This is a genomic window from Candidatus Competibacter phosphatis (assembly GCF_012939995.1).
Lineage (GTDB): Bacteria > Pseudomonadota > Gammaproteobacteria > Competibacterales > Competibacteraceae > Competibacter > Competibacter phosphatis.
In genome coordinates this window covers 1-16901 of sequence record NZ_SPMZ01000088.1, presented here as the reverse complement: position 1 = coordinate 16901, position 16901 = coordinate 1, and the positions used below count along the sequence as shown (strand labels likewise).

The 16901-nt window shown below is 64.5% G+C and carries 13 protein-coding genes; all 13 read right to left on the bottom strand.

Translation table 11 applies throughout. The annotated features are described in order from the left end of the window. Positions 1-60 precede the first annotated feature (60 nt). Positions 61-543, bottom strand: coding sequence for a PIN domain-containing protein (locus E4P82_RS20445; protein ID WP_169250608.1), 483 nt, complete (start codon positions 541-543; stop codon positions 61-63). After that, on the bottom strand, positions 544-789 hold the full coding sequence (locus tag E4P82_RS20440; protein WP_169250607.1) for a UPF0175 family protein: 246 nt from the start codon (positions 787-789) through the stop codon (positions 544-546). It abuts the gene before it with no gap. A gap of 200 nt (positions 790-989) precedes the next feature. Then, positions 990-1172 (bottom strand): hypothetical protein, encoded by a 183-nt coding sequence (locus tag E4P82_RS23920; protein ID WP_169250606.1) that lies wholly within the window; start codon positions 1170-1172, stop codon positions 990-992. Between the two features lie 80 nt (positions 1173-1252). Further along, positions 1253-1492 carry a hypothetical protein gene (locus tag E4P82_RS20430; RefSeq protein WP_169250605.1) on the bottom strand — a complete coding sequence of 80 codons (240 nt, stop codon included), beginning with the start codon at positions 1490-1492 and terminating at the stop codon, positions 1253-1255. An 88-nt stretch (positions 1493-1580) separates the two neighbouring features. Beyond that, positions 1581-4586, bottom strand: a complete 3006-nt coding sequence (locus tag E4P82_RS20425) for an SUMF1/EgtB/PvdO family nonheme iron enzyme (protein ID WP_169250604.1) — start codon at positions 4584-4586, stop codon at positions 1581-1583. 64 nt (positions 4587-4650) lie between these two features. Further along, positions 4651-7488: an SUMF1/EgtB/PvdO family nonheme iron enzyme gene (locus E4P82_RS20420; RefSeq protein ID WP_169250603.1), complete on the bottom strand. Its 2838-nt coding sequence runs from the start codon at positions 7486-7488 to the stop codon at positions 4651-4653. Between the two features lie 141 nt (positions 7489-7629). Next, complete coding sequence (locus tag E4P82_RS20415) at positions 7630-7980, bottom strand: hypothetical protein (protein WP_169250602.1); 351 nt, start codon at positions 7978-7980, stop codon at positions 7630-7632. A gap of 35 nt (positions 7981-8015) precedes the next feature. Beyond that, entirely contained in the window at positions 8016-9071 is a 1056-nt protein-coding gene (locus E4P82_RS20410; RefSeq protein ID WP_169250601.1) for a reverse transcriptase domain-containing protein, read from the bottom strand. Further along, on the bottom strand, positions 9068-9883 hold the full coding sequence (gene avd, locus E4P82_RS24010; RefSeq protein ID WP_169250600.1) for a diversity-generating retroelement protein Avd: 816 nt from the start codon (positions 9881-9883) through the stop codon (positions 9068-9070). Before avd ends, E4P82_RS20410 begins: the two co-directional genes overlap by 4 nt. Beyond that, positions 9880-13395, bottom strand: a complete 3516-nt coding sequence (locus tag E4P82_RS20400) for an SUMF1/EgtB/PvdO family nonheme iron enzyme (protein WP_169250599.1) — start codon at positions 13393-13395, stop codon at positions 9880-9882. Before E4P82_RS20400 ends, avd begins: the two co-directional genes overlap by 4 nt. An 89-nt stretch (positions 13396-13484) precedes the next feature. Further along, entirely contained in the window at positions 13485-16016 is a 2532-nt protein-coding gene (locus E4P82_RS20395) for a hypothetical protein (RefSeq protein ID WP_169250598.1), read from the bottom strand. A 16-nt stretch (positions 16017-16032) separates the two neighbouring features. After that, positions 16033-16560, bottom strand: coding sequence for a hypothetical protein (locus E4P82_RS20390; protein WP_169250597.1), 528 nt, complete (start codon positions 16558-16560; stop codon positions 16033-16035). A 3-nt stretch (positions 16561-16563) separates the two neighbouring features. Further along, positions 16564-16901, bottom strand: a 338-nt coding sequence (locus tag E4P82_RS20385) for a secretion/conjugation apparatus DotM-related subunit (protein ID WP_478219238.1), incomplete at its 5' end; no start/stop codon positions are given.

Here is a 16901-nt window from a genome sequence, read left to right as displayed (position 1 = left end):
CCATTTGATCTTTGCGAGGAGAAGCCCTTACGCGGGTTCGAAATTCGCGATGTCCCAGGGTTATTCTCCCGCATCGCGTAGCACTTGCGAGTACAAGGCGTCGCCGACCCAGAATCCGGCCACGCGGCGGAGGTCGTCCAACAGGGGACGGATCGATGCAATCAAGTCTCTTCTTCTTGCCAGCAACAGCACGCCCAGCAAGCCGGTGGTGGCCAAACCCAGGCGTTGGGCAACCGTGCGACCACGGCGCTCGTCGATCAACAGCAGTCGGGCGTTGGCTTCCATCGCGCAGGCAATCGCTTCCGCTTCGCCGGGATCGAGTTCCAAGCGCAACGAGGTTACCAACGGTCGATTGACGACTGCGTAGCGGCGAATCCAGGACGCCGTGCGCACGTCCGAGGCACCGGGCGCATCGGGATTGGCAACCGCAATTTCATGGAATACCGCATCGGGAATCGTGATCACGCCGAACAGGGCGGGCAATAGGTCGAGTCGGCCAATGCAGGCTAAATTGATGATCGGCGAGGTGTTGCTGACGATCACTTAGAGCATTCCCAATTGCTTCAGGGTGGCCATGTCCTGTTCGAATTCCGGCACGTCGTAATGCGGGCCAATATCCCGGCTGGCCAATAGGTGCTGGAACGGGATGGGCGGCATTTCGGCAAGTTTGGCGGCCTGCATCAAGGTCAGACGGTCTCGCTCGAACAGCAGCACCGCCAATTCCTGTTTGAGTTCCGCCGCCGTCAGGCGCGCGGCGTAGAGGGTTTCGTCGGGTATCACCACGGCCATGATTGCGGTCTCGGAGTTGATGACATGTTTCGCCGCTCAACCCACGGGGTTTTGGCGGCGGTTTCCTGGTTCATCGTGTGCGTCGCCGTGTTGCCACGGCAGCGGCTTATCGCGATCTCCCAAGCATGACTTCGGGCTTGCCCGTCCCTGGCGGTTTCGCGCGCGCATCACCTTTGGTGGGAGCCGTCTGGCCCGGTCGGTCAGAAAGGTCCGATCGAGGGCGATGATCTGCGAGGCGTTGGCCACCGAGTCTTTGGCAGGCCGGCGGTCTTGGCGGGGATCAACACGTTCCCCGGCGCGTCGGCCCAGACCAGATTGCTGGTCAACGGCACGCAGACGACCGTGGCGATACGGCTCCGGTTCAGTGGATTGCCCTGAACCACGACCACCGGTCGGCGTAAGCCGGGGCCAGACCCGGCGGGCTCCGGTCACTCCGCCCACCTGACTTCCTCTTGCCGAACCTCTACCACTCGGTGTGCTCGAATGTCCGGCGTGCCGCCGCCGCCAGCAACGGATCGGGCCGGGGTTCGCCGAGCCGTTCGACGACCTGGTTCATGGCCTCGGTCACCTCGTCCGAGGTATGTCGCGCCAGGTATTCGGCCAAGGTTTCGGCATAGAGCTGGCCGCGGGTCTTCCGCGTCCGCTTCGCCTGCCGCTCCGCAGCGAGAAAGAGGTCGTCGGGTAGGGAGATCGCCGTTTTCATACCAAAAGTATGACCACGATGACCCCGCTTCACAATGATCTCTTTTAACCTCGCGACCGACCCACGCCCTCACCAGAAATCAGCGTTTTCATCGATCAGAGAAAAATGGGGACGCCACCACCCGAAAACCGTAGTTGCCGCCGCGGAAGTCGGGAAAGTCGAGGTAGCGGGAGGCGCAGCGTGCGTCCCTTGCATTGAAGTGGAACGCGCCACCCCGCAGCACCACGCGGCCTGTGGCCGTCGGGTCTTCTCGCGCCTGACGCCCCGCACTTTCCGGGGGATAGGGATAGTCACGATACAGGCTGCGGGTCCACTCCCGGACGTTACCGCTCGTCTCCTCGCAACCGTATGAACTCGCTCCGCCGGGGAAGCAGCCCACCGCGCTGGTCCCGTTGAGGCTGGTCTCGTTGTAGTTGGCGCGGTTGGGGTCGGGGTCGTCTCCCCACGGATAAATCCGCCCGTCTGTCCCGCGCGCTCCCTTCTCCCATTCCGCTTCCGATGGCAGCCCGATCCCCAAGGAACCGTCGGCCAACCCTTGCCAGAACCGGCGCTCGGTTTCGAAGAGCTTATTATCAGCGGCTAGTCGTTCGTGGGCAAGTTCCTTCAATCGCGCGTTCAACCAGCGGCAATAGGCCATCGCGTCGCGCCAGTTCACCCAGACCACGGGGTGATTGACGATGCCCTTCAAGCAATCCGGGTTTTTGAATTGAAAGCCGCTCTCGCTCGCGAAGGCGGCGAACTGCGCCACCGTCACCGGCCAACGGGCCAAGTAATAGTCGGGCAGGTTCACTTCGTGTTGTGGTAATTCTCTATCGTCTGCCTGCTTATCACGTTGCCGGTCGCTGCCCATCATGAAGGAACCGACGGGGATTTCGATAAAGCCAAACAGCGGCTCGGCGGGCAAATACCAGTGCTCGGCGTCGAAACGCGAGTCGCCCCATCGCGCGAGTAGATCGCCTGCGCGGGCGCGCAGAATGGGCTCGAAAGTTGCCGACGCCTCCGAATCGCTCAATAATGTCATGATACGCTGGGTGCAATTCGCCCGCACGGGTTCGCCGCTGTCACGCCATTCCAGCGCCGCCGTGCCCGCCAATTCGACGGCGGCAAATTTTGCATTCGGTCGGCTGCCGGCTTGGGCCAACGCGCTGAGAAAATCGCGTGCTGATTGGGCGGCATTCGCGGCCATGTAGCCGACCAGCAGCAAGATCGGTTCGCGCCACCAGGGATCGTCCAGCCGACCGTCGAGGAAGGCGAGAATCGCGGCGCGGCCCTCCGCGCCGATGACCTCGCGCAAGTAGCGCGCCACTAAAAATTCCTGAAGCGCCAAATGAATGAAGCGATAGGCGCCGTTTCGCTCTTCCAGCACGCTGCCGCGCTGGCGGGCCTGGCTGAGAAAGTCGTCGATGTACGGTTCGAACGCTTGGTCTTGACGCAAGGCCGCTTTTAGCGCCGGCTCTTCGATTTCGCGGCCCTGATCGCGGCCCTGCTGGTGCAGGTGAAAAGCGAGCTGCTGAGCCATGTCGCGATACCGTTTCCAGTTTTCCGCGAGGTGGTTGCTGACACTGACGTCAGGGCTGTAATCCACTTGCAGCAGCGCGTTGATGGCCTTGTCGAAAAGTTCGGCCCGTTCGTCGGGCAACCGGCGGTTGTTGAAGTGCACGATCAGCAGCAGTCGCACCATCAGCGGGCTATCCGCGAAGGCTTCAGCCTGTTGGTCCAGCCGCGCGCGGCGTTGCGCCTCCAGTCCCTGAATCCCCTCCAGCAAATCATTCGCCCGTTCGGTCCGTAATGCGGCGTCGAACGGGTAAATGCAGGCGTAGGCTTGGCGCACCATCGGCAGGATGTGCCGGTCAAAATCGAGCGGTTGCACGGCGATCTCGCGGAAATCGGCGCCCAACGCCGTGCTCCCTCTGCGGTAGGTGATGGTGCGGCAGGTGACCACGACCCGCAGCGCCGCGCGCCCGTGTACCAGTTTTTCCACCGATTGGCGTACCTCGGCGCGCTCGTTTTCATTCGCCACTTCGTCCAACCCGTCTAGCAGCAGAAGTACGTCTTGTCCGTCTTTGAACAGTTGCACGAAAAAATCGGCGGGCAGATCGAAATCGGCCTGCTGGTCGATCAGATGATACGAGATGAAGTGCGCCAGGGTCCGCGCGCGCGCCGGTGCGTTGCCCGCCAGGTGGCGGCGGTAACGCGCGAAGGACGCCAGCGGTACGAACAGCGGCAGCGGCAGTTCGCGCGGCTGATATTCCTGGGGCTTTTTCGGCTTGTCCTGCTCGTCCCACTCGCTTGGCTTCCTCAAAGGACCGAGACATGAGCGCGCGGGTTCGGATCGCCCGTTGAGCAATGAAGACGCCAGTGCCCAAGCCATGTGCAGCAGTACCGTGGTCTTGCCGGAACCGGGTCCTCCGACGATGACCAGGCGATTACCCGACCCGAGAACCTTGTTCAAGGCGATGTCCGTATCGCCTCGCATCCATTTGGCGCGCAGGGGCACGTAAGCCGTCTCCAGCGGTAGCAGCACCACCGGTGCGCCACCGGCCCGCTCGATGCCGCGTAGCTCGATATTTTCCGTGCGCGCTTGTAACCAGCGTAGGTAACCCGCGACCTGTTGAGCGATCTGTTCCTTGGAGAGGCGCCGGTCGCTCGCGGCGCAGTAGTTGTTGACGATCTGCCAGCCGTTGTTCACCCCGCCGTGTAAATCCCCACCGACGGCGACCCCGCTCTTGCCGGCGACCACCGCCCCCGGCCCTTGGGCGATGGCGCCCGAACCGTAATTCTCGGCGTGAGAGCGGGCCGGTTCGGTGGACGCCTTCAACAGCCGATCCAGGTCGGCGGCCAATTGAGGGTCGGCCAGCAGCTTTTTGAGCTGCACTCGCAAGCTTGCTTGATGATCGGCGTCATCCGGCTGCGCCCGGCAGTCGTTGAGGGCTTCCCGCGCGCTCGGCCTGGCATCCAGGCTCGGTTGAAGCCGTTGCCAGATGGCCCACGCCGGTGGCGGTTCGCCGCTTACATCGTGTTCTGGCGCTGCTATTGCCTGCTCGTGAACGATTAGCAGCTCAGCCAGCTTTCCCGCCAATTCCGTGATATCCATGTCTTTTTCCGGTTCGATCATTTTCCTGGCGACCAATCCACCGGCCGATCAGAGATCAGAGTTTTCATCGATCAGAGAAAACCAATGGGGACACCACCACCCGAAAACCGATGACGCCGCTGCGGCCGTCGGGGTTGAAGTGGAAGCGGGCGGCGCAGCGCGCGAGCCCCGCATCGCCGAGGAACGCGCCGCCCCGCAGCACCCGGCGGACGTTATCGGGTGCTTGGAGATCCTCCCGCCCGTCGGACGAATCGTAGGAGTAGGCAAAAGTCGGCTTGTCCAAATCCTCGCCCCACAAGCTTCGCGTCCATTCCCAGACGTTGCCGCTCAGGTCTTCGCACTCGTAAGGGCTGACGCCGCCAGGGAAACAGCCCACCGCGCTGGTTCCGTTGAGGCCGGTCTCGTCGTAGTTGGCGCGGTTGGGGTTGGGATCGTTTCCCCACGGATAAATCCGCCCGTCCGTCCCGCGCGCTCCTTTCTCCCATTCCGCTTCCGAGGGCAAATTGATGCCCAGGGAACCTTCAGCCAGTCCTTGCCAGAATCGGCATTCGGACTCGGACAGCGGTTTTTCCGCAACCAGTCGTTCGCGGGCGTGCTTCCGTAACTCTTCGTTCAGCCAGCGACAGTAAGCCAAGGCATCGTGCCAGCTCACCCACACCACCGGATGGTTGGCAACGCCCTTCAGACAATCTGGATCTTTCGATTGGAAGCCGCTTTCTTCCACAAAGGCGGCGAACTGCGCCACCGTCACCGGCCAGCGAGTCAGGTAGTAGCCGGGTAGATTCACCTCGTGTTGCGGGCATTCGTCATCATCCGCTTCCGCGTCGTGCCGCCGGTCGCTGCCCATCAGGAAAGGGCCGGCGGGAATTTCGATGAAGCCGAACAGTGGTTCGGCAGGCAAGTGCCAATGCTCCGCATCGAAACGCGGGTCGCCCAAGACGGCGAGGTTGTCGCCGGCCAAGGCCCGTTCGGTAGCGGGTAACCGCTCGTCACGCAGCAGTTTGACTAGCCAGCGACGGACGCGGGCGAGCTTGGTTTGGTTGGCGGGGCTGAGGCGGGACAGATCGGCGGTTTCCACAATCGCCTGCGCGGCGATCTGGGCGCCCCAAACCTCGGCGATCGCGGCAACCGAATCGTCGGGCTCGCGCCAACAGAGCGCTTCGACCAGCAACCAGAGGGTGGAAGCCGAACCTCTGGCCGCCTTGGCCCCCGCCAACAACGCCACTTCCCGCCAGCGGTCGGGGTCGGCGCGTGCGAGGTCGGCCATCTTGTCGGGGTAGTCATCGTCGGTCAGGTAACAAGCGGCCAAGTATTCCTGAAAGCTGCGGTGGGGGAAGGTGTAGACACCGACGCCACGGGGATACAGCACACCAGCGCGGTCCCGCAGGTAGTCCACCAACAACCGGGGATTGACGTCGGGATTGGCGCTCAACCGCAGCAGGTGACCGGCCAGCGCGTCTTCGGCGATGTCCGCCGTGCCGGTCAGTTCAGGTTGCGCTCGATGCGCCTCGAAAGCCAGCGACTCCAACACGCCGCGCACCTGGGTCCGTTCCACTTTGAGATATTCGGCCAGGCTGGGCTGAATCAACTGAATGCGGCCGTCTGCCTCGCGCTGGATCAGGCGTTGCTCCCAGCGGTTGAGCAACAAATCGGCAGTCTCGGCGTACAGCGCTTCCCGCTTGTTCGGCAAGCTGCCGCCGTGCCAGGCGTGCAGGCTGGCCATCAAGGTCAGTAGCAGCGGACGCTGGGCCAACTCGTATAGCGCGGGCCGGTTGAAAATGGCTTGCTTGAGCAGTTCTGCTCGCCCGGCGGCGTCTTCTTGCTTCAGCCGCCCCGAATCGACGGCGTGGGCGTACCAGTTCGCCACGAAGCGGCGGATTTGCCCGTCGGAAAAGGAGGCGAGCGCGGCTTCGCTAAAGCCTCGCAACCGCCAGCCCTGGTTCTGGTAGGCGTAGGTGCGGCTGGTGACCAACACCCGGCATTTACCGAAACTCTTGACGAAATCTTCGACCGCTTGTTTGACCTGTTTCCGGCGCCGCTCGGCTTCCGGTACTTCGTCCAGCCCATCCAGCAGCAGCAAGCCACCGCGCTCGCGCAGTTCGTGCCGCAGCCAGTCCACGCATTCCGCCTGGCAGGCCGCTTTCAGCGTGGCTTCGATAAAAGCCCACAAGTGGTGGGCGGTGGCGACTCCGTCGCGCGGCAATCCGGTGGCCGCGAAATCCCGCAGCACCACCGGCACCGGCAGCAGCGCGCCGTGACTCCAGGATTGTGAGGTTTGATCCTCGTCGCGGTCGCCGTCCGGCAAGGGTGCGGTCAGGTGGCGCAAGTTCGTTCGCTCGTCTCCGAGCGCTTCGCCTGCCAGACACAGGGCGACGAAGTTGACGAAGGTGCTCTTGCCGCTGCCGGGGTCGCCTTGCAGCACCAGCTTGGGATGGCGGTCGAGTTGTTCCAGGGCGGACAGCGGCGGTTCGTCGTGGTCCGGGCGGCGATGCTGGACTTCCGAATCCCGTTCCTCGGCACGCTCGCGAGGCGTGCGCGTCAACAAGGCGGTGTAAACGGCGTCCAAGCGGAGGCGGGACTCGGCATCTCGCTGACTGGCGGCGGCGGGGTCGATGCCCGCCAGGGAAAGGGTACCGCACTGTTCTCTGACGCGGGACAGGTATGCGACGCGCAGATCGCGTTCGGCGTCTGGTTCGGCGCGCGGTACATTCGTGATCGCAACGTTACCGTAGACGTTGCCCTGGATCGCCGCCCCACCCGCTCCCGCCGCGACGGTTCTGTCGCCTAGAGCGACAGCACCCGAACCGTCATTCTCGGCGATACCCGTCGCGCGGGTTCCGGGCGGCGGTTCCGACGGGCTTTGCGCTGGACCGCCGAGCGCGGCGGTGATCCAGCTGAGCAATCGCTGAAAAAAAAGTCGACATGGCTGGGCGTCGTCTTCTACTCCTTTCGGCCGATGTTCACCCCGCCATGCACGTCGCCGCCGACGGCGACCCCGCCTTTACCGGCGGCGACCGCTCCCGGCCCTTGGGCGATGGCCCCGTCACCGAAGTTGGCCGCTTGCTGGGGATGGCCGGCCGCTTCCAGCACTTGCGCCAACCCGGCAAGTAGCGATGAATCGGCCGCCAGCAATTTTTTTGATCTGCGCCCGCAGCGCCGCTTGGAAATCCGCATCGTCGGGCGCGGCGGCCACGTCCTCAACCGCCGCCGTCGCCGTCGGGTTGGCTTTCACCGCCGGCCAGAGTTTTCGCCACAACGCCTGGGCGGTTGCCGAGATACCCTCACCGACTTTCTCACCCAGGGTCTCCATGCCCTTTTCGCCAGCCTTCACCAAGAACGGCAGCGCCGGAACCAGCGCCGTGGTTACCCCGGCCGCCACAGTGGCTATGTCCATCTCGAAATCCTCCGATTCGTGTAGAAAAACCCTTATCAGTATAGAGTCTCCTTATCGGGAACAACCCTTAACACGGCTTTGCGCAGCCCCACGGTGTTGCCGTATCGCGCGTGATTGATCCAGCCCGACAAACTGGCCTTCAGCGTTTCGGTATCCAGCTCTCCCGATTCCCAGGCTCGAACTAGGCCGCGCAGCTTGCGCTGGAACTGCACCCCTTTACGCCGCTTGAGTCGCCGTCGACCCGGATAGACGGTAAACCCCAGAAACGGAATACCTTCCGCGACCGGTCGGGGCTGGGCGCCGAGATGCAAGGTCAGACGCAGCGCGGCCAACCGTTCCACGAGAGCATTTCGCCAGCTCCACAGGGTAGGTTTGTCCTCGCCGAACAGCAGCAGGTCGTCGACATACCGCACGTAGCCCGGACAGCGCAGTTCACGCTTGACGAAGTGATCCAAGGGATCGAGGTAGACGTTGCCCCAGAACTGGCTGGTCAGGTTGCCGATGGGCAGGCCGCGCGGACGATTGACCGCGAACAGATCGTCGCCGGGAAAATAGACCATCCGGTATTCCTCAGCCAGAACACCCACGCCGCTGGCCAGGATTTGATCGATCAGCCAGAGAACGCCGGCCTCCGAGAGCTTGCGCGCCAGAATGGCGCGCAGAATGGCGTGGTCCACGCTGGGAAAGAATTGCCGCACGTCGGCTTGCAGCACGTAGCCGAACCGCCGGGCGAAGTGCTGGGCCTGATTCAGCGCGCGATGCGTCCCTTTGCCGATCCGATTGGCGTAGCTGTCAGCCACGAAGCCACGCTCGAATGTTGGCTCGATGAGGTTGCAGAGCGCGTGATGAACCACCCGGTCCCGGAAGGGCGCAGCGCTGATCAGCCGTCGTTTGGGATCGTGGATGTAGAAGCTGGCGTAGGAACCGGGCCGATAACGGCGTTCGCGCAGCTCGCTACCCAGCTCGACCAAGTGATCTTCCAGCCGATATTCGAAGGCCGCGACTTCGGGACGGCCTCGCTTGCCTTTGCTGGCTTTGCGGAACGCCAGCAGCAAATTATCCCAAAGGGCGATTTCCGCTAGATTGGTCATCCTTGCCCGCCGACCCATCGCAGGCGCGATTCGCCGAATCCTTGGACGGCGCCTTGGAAACAAGAAAGTCCCGTCCCAGGTAACCAGGGGACGGGACGGTTGCTATTCGCCCGGCCCCGTGCTTGTCGGGAGGCGCGGCCAGGAACGAACCCCGCCATTCTCCTCGGCCCGGAAGGGCACAAAACCCCGCCAGGTATTCCCGGACTTGGAGAGCGTGGACACCACCACCCGAAAACCGTTGTTGTCGTTGCGGTTGTCGGGGTTGTTGTGATTGCGGTCGGCGCAGCGCGCGTTCCTTGCATTGTTGTGGAACGCGCCGCCCCGCAGCACCCGGCGGCGTTTCGGGTCCGTCCCCGCAAGGCGGGCTCACCGCGCGCGAACCCGCCGTTGCTCAGGCATGACTGGCCTTTTGCCCAACCCCCCAGCAGTCGGCCGACTTCCGCGACCTGCTCGGCAGCGTGGCCGTACTGCCCCGCCGACAGCCAACCCAGCCGGTTGGCCAACCGCAAGTACAGCCTCAGCTTGGCCAGCGCTTCGTCGGCCCGTGCCAAGCGTTCCCGGCGGGCATCTCCCCGCCGCGCGTTCGCCTCCTCCAGCAATTCCCGCAGGTCGAAAGCAGCGTCCAACAACCGTTTGGTGAAATCGTGTCGGTGCGCGCGCGGCAGATGATGGCTCGCTTGCAACAACCAACCGAGCAGGTCGAAGGTGCGGGTGAAGATGGGCATATCGGGCGTGGTCATGATGGAGGGGAATGGTAGCGGCAAGTCGCCCTTGCTGTCCAAATCGGCGCGACCAGAGATCAGAGTTTTCATCGATCAGAGCAAACCAATGGGGACACCACCACCCGAAAACCGACGTTGACGCCGCGGTCGGCGGGACCGCTGTCGAAGCGGCAGGCGCAGCGCGCGATCCCCGCATCGTCGCGGAACGCGCCGCCCCGCTGCACCCGGCGGCCGGTGGCCGCCGGGTCTTCTCGCCTCCGGCGTTCCGTACCTTCCGGGGGGTAGGGATAGTCGCCAAACAGACTGCGGGTCCATTCCCAGACGTTGCCGCTCAACTCCTCGCAGCCATAGGGGCTGGCGCCGCCGGGGAAGCAACCCACGGCGCTGGTCGCGTTGAGGCCGGTATCGCCGTAGTTGTCACGGTTGGGGTCGGGTTGGTTTCCCCAGGGATAAATTCGGCCATCCGCGCCGCGCGCCGCTTTTTCCCATTCCGCTTCCGAGGGCAAGCCGATGCCCAGGGAACCCTCGGCCAGCCCTTGCCAGAATCGGCGTTCGGATTCGGGCAGAGGGTCTGCCGTGGTCAATCGTTCGGGGGCGAGTTCGCGCAGCTGCTCATTCAGCCAGCGGCAATACGCTACCGCATCGCGCCAGCTCACCCGCACCACCGGATGGTTGGCAATCCCCCTCAGACTATTTGGGTCTGGGGCATGGCTACTGTCCTGGACGAAGGCGGCGAACTGCGCCACCGTCACCGGCCAGCGGGACAGGTAGTAACCAGGTAGATTTACTTCATGTTGCGGCAATTCATCATTGGCTACTTGCTTGTCCCACTGCTTATCGCTGCCCATCATAAAAGGACCGGCGGGGATTTCGACAAACCCGAACAGCGGTTCGGCGGGTAAATGCCAGTGTTCGGCGTCGAAGCGCGGATCGCCCAGCGCAGCCAGGTTGTCGCCCGCCAAGGCCCGTTCGGTGGCGGGTAACCGCTCGTCGCGCATCAGCGTCACCAACCACCGTTGGACGCGCGCCAATTTACGCTGGTTGGCGAGGCCGACTTTGGCGAGGTTGGCGGTCTCGATCAGGGCTTGGGCGGCGATCTGGGCGCCCCAGGCGTCGGCGGGTTCGACAGCGGGGTCGGTCGGCTCGCGGAAGCACAGGGCGTCCACCAGTTGCCACAAGCTCGCGGCCGTACCTCTGGCCGCCTTGGCGCCCGCCAGCAATGCGACTTCCCGCCAGCGGTTGGGTTCGGCGCGGGCCAACTCGACGATGCGGTCCGGGTATTCCTCGTCGGTGAGGTGACAGGCGGCGAGGTATTCCTGAAAGCTGCGATGGGGAAAGGTGTAGACCCCGACCCCGCGCGGGTACAGCAATCCCGCCCGGTCCCGGAGATATTCCACCAGCCGCTTGGGGTTGGCGTCGGGATTGTTGCGGAGATCGAAGAGCCGGTAGGCCAAGTCTTTCTCGGCGATATCCGCTGTCCCGGTCAAATCCAACTGGCACCGATGCACCTCAAAGGCCAGTGCTTCCAGCACCGCGCGTACCTGGTCTTTGTCGGTTTTCAGGTATTCGGCCAGGCTGGGCTGGATGCAGTGATACTGGCCTTGCTCGTCGCGGCGGACGAGACGCTGTTCCCAACGGTTGAGCAGCAGATCGACGGTCTCGGCGTACAACGCTTCCCGCTTCTCCGGCAGGTCACCGCTGCGCCAGGCGTGTAGGCTGGCCATCAAGGTCAGCAGCAGCGGACGCTGGGCGAGTTCGTGCAGGGTGGGCCGGTTGAAAATCGCTCGTTTCAGCAGCTCCGCCCGCCCGGCGGCTTCCGATGCGGGCAAGCGTCCCAGATCAGCGGTCAGCTCGTACCAGCGGGCGACGAAGCGGCGGATTTGCCCGTCCGAAAAGGGGGCGAGCGTGGCCTCGGCGAAACCTTGCAGCCGCCAGCCTTGGTTCTGGTAGGCGTAGGTGCGGCTGGTGACCAGTATCCGGCACTTGCCGAAGCTTTGCGTAAATGCTTCGACCGCCCGCTGGACCTGCTCTCGCCGTTGTTCGGCTTCGGGCACTTCATCCAGTCCGTCCAGCAGCAATAGACCGCCGTGCTCGCGCAGTTCGTGCCGCAGCCAGTCCACGCATTCCGCCTGACAAGCGGCTTTCAATTCTTGGGCGATGAAGTTCCACAAAGTTTCGGCGGTCGCCTCACCGCGTTCCGGCAGGCCGGTGGCGGCGAAGTCTCGCAGCACCACTGGTACCGGTAGCAGCGCGCGGTGCCGCCACGGTTGCCACTTTTCCCCATCTTTGCCTGCCTCGTCCGGCAAGGGCGCGGTCAGGTGGCGCAGGTTGGCTTGCCCGTCCTTCAGGGCTTCACCCGCCAGGCACAGGGCGACGAAGTTGACGAAGGTGCTCTTGCCGCTGCCGGGATCACCTTGCAGCACCAACCGTTGCTGGCGGTCGAGCTGTTCCAGCGCCGAGCGCAAGAGTTCTTCCTCTGTCTGCTTTTTCGACGCGCGCGGTTCGAGACCGTTGCCCTCCTCCGGTCGGGGGGACCGGGTGAGCAAGGCCGTGTAGACCGCGTTGAGGCGCAGTTGCGGGTCGGTGTCGCGTTGCCCGGCGGCGGCCGGATCGATGCCGGTCAGGGACAGGATGCCGCAGCGCTCCATGACTCGCTGCAAATAGGCGTCGCGCAGGGCCGGCGAAAAGGGTTCCGGCGCGGGTGGGTTATGAAGGTGAATGTCACCATTTACGTTCCCGCCAACCGCCACGCCGTACGCTCCGGCGGCCACGCCGCCTTGGGTGGCGACCGCACCGGAATCCGTGTTGTTGGCCGTTGTAGGAGGTTGTTCCATCGGCGACTCCGGTCGCTTCAGCGGGGCTTGTTGTAGAGCGTGAGCCACGAATGCGGCGGCGTTGCCAGCGGCCAACTGCTGGCGGGCCGTTTTATTGCGTTTCTTGTGGCCGTCGGCCCAGTCGCAGATGGCCTTGATCACGATCCAGTCCACCTTGGCATCCTGGCAGGCGACGTACAGGCCCGCTCCTTCCATCTCGCCGCCAATCGCTTCCGGTACAAACTGTTTCAGTTGCTCCCGATAGTCATGGTTGTCCACCAGCTTTTCGCCGGAGAGCAGAAGGCCGAAATCCACTGGCGCCATGGACTCGTCCCACTCCAATTCGGCATGACGAAAATGATCGATCAGCTGCGCGGATGCATGCGGTTTATCACCGCGCAAGACCATTTGGTCTTTGCCGACCCGTTGCAAGTCGTAGAGTTGAAGCTGCCGAGAGACAAGAATTTCCCCAATCCGCTGCTTTTTCTCGTCTACACCAAAGGCGATACCCACGAGGAAAACCGCGCCGGGCCGAAGTGCGTCGATCCCTTTTTGCACCGCCTGCTGCGAAGCGCCCAATCCACCCGCACCCATTTCGGTCAGCGCCAGAAACACGCGCGTCCCGTTCACTTCACCAAGATCGCGATACACACGACGACCCACTCGCACTGAATTAGCGGATTGGCCGGTCAATTTGGCGAAGGCGGCGATCACCGCCTTGCTCTCGACTTTGGTGGCGGTGACGATCAATACATCGGCTTGCGGAGCATCGGCGGGTGGAACCATCATTGTGTTTCCCTACGGCGTTGTTGTCCTTATTATTTTCCACAACTTCAACAGTATTGTCACATCGTCGAGCCGAGATGCGCCTTGATTCGCTAGCCCTCCCCGGTATCCTCCCGCTCCCCGGTGGGATGAACCTCGCGCACATCGAGGTTAAACACGGCGTCCGGCGCTGCCAGCTCCTCCAATCGGTCCACCGCCACGCGGGGTAACGCGGCGCGTGGACGAGGGCGCGCGACGGGCGGCGGATCGAGCGTCACCGTTGACGCGGGCGCGGTCGAGGATTTCCTGGGGATGGGCGGCGCGGCGGTCGCCGGGAGTTCGCCCGGCGGCGCGAGAAAGCCCTCGGCGTCGAAATCGCTCTCCTCCGCTTCGAGGGGTAGGATCTCCACGCCAGCCGGCGTGTCCTGTCGGACGCTTTCGGCGATGACCGCCTCCACGGTCGCCCGGATCGCTTCGTCGGACGGAACAGGCGGGTGGGTCGTATCGACGGCGGTGGGTGGATCGACGGCGGATGCCGTCTCCCGGCTGGCCGGTTCTTCCCTCACCGATTCCTCCCTCACCGCTTCTTGCTCCGGGTGCCCCCGCAAATAGTCGTCGATCAGGCGGTGGGCGAAGGATTCCGCCACGGTGGCGCCTGCCGACGGCGTCGTGACGATCCGATTCCGCTCGGCCAACGCGGCGGGCATGGCCGGCCCTGGCGCCCTGTCCGAGAACGTGGCCACGCCGTCGGCGACCGTTGGCGTCAACGCCGCCGATGGGGTTAAGGTATCGGCGGCGCCCAGGGCAATGAAGCGATTGAGGCGATACGCGGCTAACCGGAACGTCCCCGCAAAGAACAGCTTCGCGCGGACGATGGTGGTCCCGCGCAGGACGTGCGCCTCGCCGGTGTGTTGGGCGCGCAGATCGAGGGGATCGATGCGGGGGCGGCGCTCGTAGACGGCATTCGGCGCGGCGCGGTAGAACCCGGCCAACAGAGCGTGGTCACTTTGGGTCAACCCGCTGCCTTGCACGGCCAGCGCCTGGCCGCCCAGCTTCTCGAACAGTTCCATCGTCTCTTGGGGGTCCTCGACGAACATCCCGACCTTGGTGAGGGTATTGGCGACGATGGCGGCGGCTTCTTCCCGCGATGCCTTGCCGAAGCTTTGCAGGTCCTGTCCACCGAAACACATCGAAAAGCCGAGGCTCCGGGCTTGGGCGGGCACCACCGCGAACCCCCGGACCGCGTAATAGCCGTACTCGTCGAACACCCCCAGGTACGGCGCGAGGGCGGCGACCGGCCGGCGGTCGATCACCTCGCGATGGCTGCCTTCCAGCCGGGCACCGAGACCCATGGCGAGCATGGTTTTCAGCGCGCCGATCAGCAGCTTGCCCAAACTGGCCAGTTCGTCGGGACTTTTTTCCAGGGCGGGCAACATCACCACCAGGATACGACGCTGCAACACGATATCGGCCAAATCGATTTCGCCCTCCCCCACCCGGAAAATGTGGCCGTAGACGTCGGCCAGTTGCCCGAACATCCGACTGAACTGGTTTTGCAGGTAACCGTGTTGCAGGTAGGTTTGCGGATCGGGTTGCAACGGATAGGCGCGGGCGCGGATCAACTCGGCGGAAAGCCGTTGACCGTGTTGCGCCAGCAGGCGGGCCGGGTCCTGGAAACCGGGCACCGATTCGAGATAGGTTTGCAAGGACTCCAGCGCCGGACCCGGCACGGCGAAGCCCTCGACCCGGTCGCGGGCGCGCAGGTAGAGATCGATCAGGTTATCCAGGGGCAGATAGGCCCGCAACGCGCCGACATCGAGGGTAAACGGGCGATTTTGTTCGTCGCGCCCGCGATCCCGCATCGCCACCAGCGTCCGCACGTAGGCGGTCAGCAGACCGATGGCCTTGTCCTTCCAGGTGGCCGAGTCGCCGCCCGCCTCGGCCATTTGCGCGATCAACAACTGGGTAATGGCGTCCGCCGAGCCGTGCAAGAACGGGTTGAAGGTGTTGGACAGCCGCGCCGCGCCCGGCCCGTGGGGATCGACGTCGGTGGAACCCGTGAGAAAGTTCAGGACTTGGACGTCATCCTCCCGCCCGCAGGCCCGCGCCATCGCCTGGATCTGGGTCCAGAGACGGGCATCGCCCTTGCCATCGACATAGGTAAAACCCGATCCCCACAGCAGGGTGTTGGCCGCCAGGCTGGTCATGGCCTCCGTCTTGCCGGCGCCGGTCCCGCCCAGGACCAGCAGATGGGTTCGCAGGTCGTCGTCCGAGAGATACAGTTCCTCGTTCGTGGTCCGGTCGTTGCCGAGAAACGCCAGGCCGCGCGCCGGCTGGGGCGTTCGCGTGCCCGGTGCCCATTCGTGCGGGTCGAGACCCCGATGGGTCGCGGGCAGTTTCAAAGGGAGCACGGGCCGCACGCGCCAGGCCCAAAGGCCGATGGCGAGGCCACCGAGGGCGCCGAGATCCACCAGCGCGGGAACGCACCACACCACGCCCGCCAGCACGAAACAGGCGATGCCCAGCACGTTCGGATCGCGGCCAGCGGCGGCCAACCGCTGCCCCAGCGTCCGGGAATCGCGCTGCGCGTCGCGCGCGGTGACGGCCCGGTCGAGATCGATGCCGTACAGCGGATCTTTGTTCATGCGGGCGGCCGTTGCATCACTCCGGCGCGGCGGGCGCTTCCCGCACGCGTTCCACCGGATCGTCCACGAAGGCGGGACCGTCGTCGGAGGGCACGGCGGGTGGGACCAAGGCGGGCGGGACCGAGGTGGGCGCCGGGTCCGTCGCGCCGACCGGCGGCCTCCCGGTGGGACCGGACGGTGGCGCGCGATCCGGTAAGGGACCGGACGGCACGAAGAACAAGAACCACACCAGAAACAGCAGCAACGCGGCGAGCGCGGCGCCCCCCAGCGGACGGCGCCAGCGCCCAGGACTCCCGCCGGCGAGGCGGCGCAACTGATGGCGGGCGGTCCGTCGGCTCGGATAGTGCGCGAGGAGCGTGGTGTGGCCCTCCTCTGTCTTCGCGAGGACCCCGTAACCGCCCGCCGGTAGCGACTCGACGGTCAGCATGGTTGCTTGCGTGGTCGAAACGGGCCACAGTGTCACCCGCTCCGCCTGGAAACGGACCACGGCGCCGGGCACGAGAGACAGGACAGGAAGCGTGGAACGACGGGTGAAAACAAACATGGCTCAGGTCTCCTGGAAGCCGGTGGACGGCTCAATGTCGGGTGTGGGCTTGGTGTCGGATTTCGGATCAGGGGGCGCGAGCGTGAGGACCTCCCGCCACAACCCGTCCATCGCGGCGTCGATGCGGGGGGCGGGCATCGCGAATCCGGCGGCGCGCTCGGCGCGGTAATGGGCGAGGGCACCCGCCGCCTCGACGAACGGCATCCGCCGTCCCAGCGAATTCAAGGCGTACCACAGCGGCCGATCCACGCCTTTCAACCAGGTGAACAGGGCCGGTGGCAGCACCCCACCCTCGCGGGCCTCGGCCAGCAAGCGCAACAAGACCGTCGCTGTATAGGCGT

Excerpts from the sequence above, each read along its gene's own strand:
- E4P82_RS20395 (WP_169250598.1), bottom strand. The coding sequence starts at position 16,016 with ATGAACAAAGATCCGCTGTACGGCATCGATCTCGACCGGGCCGTCACC.
- avd (WP_169250600.1), bottom strand. The coding sequence starts at position 9,883 with ATGAAAACTCTGATCTCTGGTCGCGCCGATTTGGACAGCAAGGGCGAC.
- E4P82_RS20410 (WP_169250601.1), bottom strand. The coding sequence starts at position 9,071 with ATGACCAATCTAGCGGAAATCGCCCTTTGGGATAATTTGCTGCTGGCG.
- E4P82_RS20390 (WP_169250597.1), bottom strand. The coding sequence starts at position 16,560 with ATGTTTGTTTTCACCCGTCGTTCCACGCTTCCTGTCCTGTCTCTCGTG.
- E4P82_RS20440 (WP_169250607.1), bottom strand. The coding sequence starts at position 789 with ATGGCCGTGGTGATACCCGACGAAACCCTCTACGCCGCGCGCCTGACG.
- E4P82_RS20430 (WP_169250605.1), bottom strand. The coding sequence starts at position 1,492 with ATGAAAACGGCGATCTCCCTACCCGACGACCTCTTTCTCGCTGCGGAG.
- E4P82_RS20415 (WP_169250602.1), bottom strand. The coding sequence starts at position 7,980 with ATGGACATAGCCACTGTGGCGGCCGGGGTAACCACGGCGCTGGTTCCG.
- E4P82_RS20400 (WP_169250599.1), bottom strand. The coding sequence starts at position 13,395 with ATGATGGTTCCACCCGCCGATGCTCCGCAAGCCGATGTATTGATCGTC.
- E4P82_RS20425 (WP_169250604.1), bottom strand. The coding sequence starts at position 4,586 with ATGGATATCACGGAATTGGCGGGAAAGCTGGCTGAGCTGCTAATCGTT.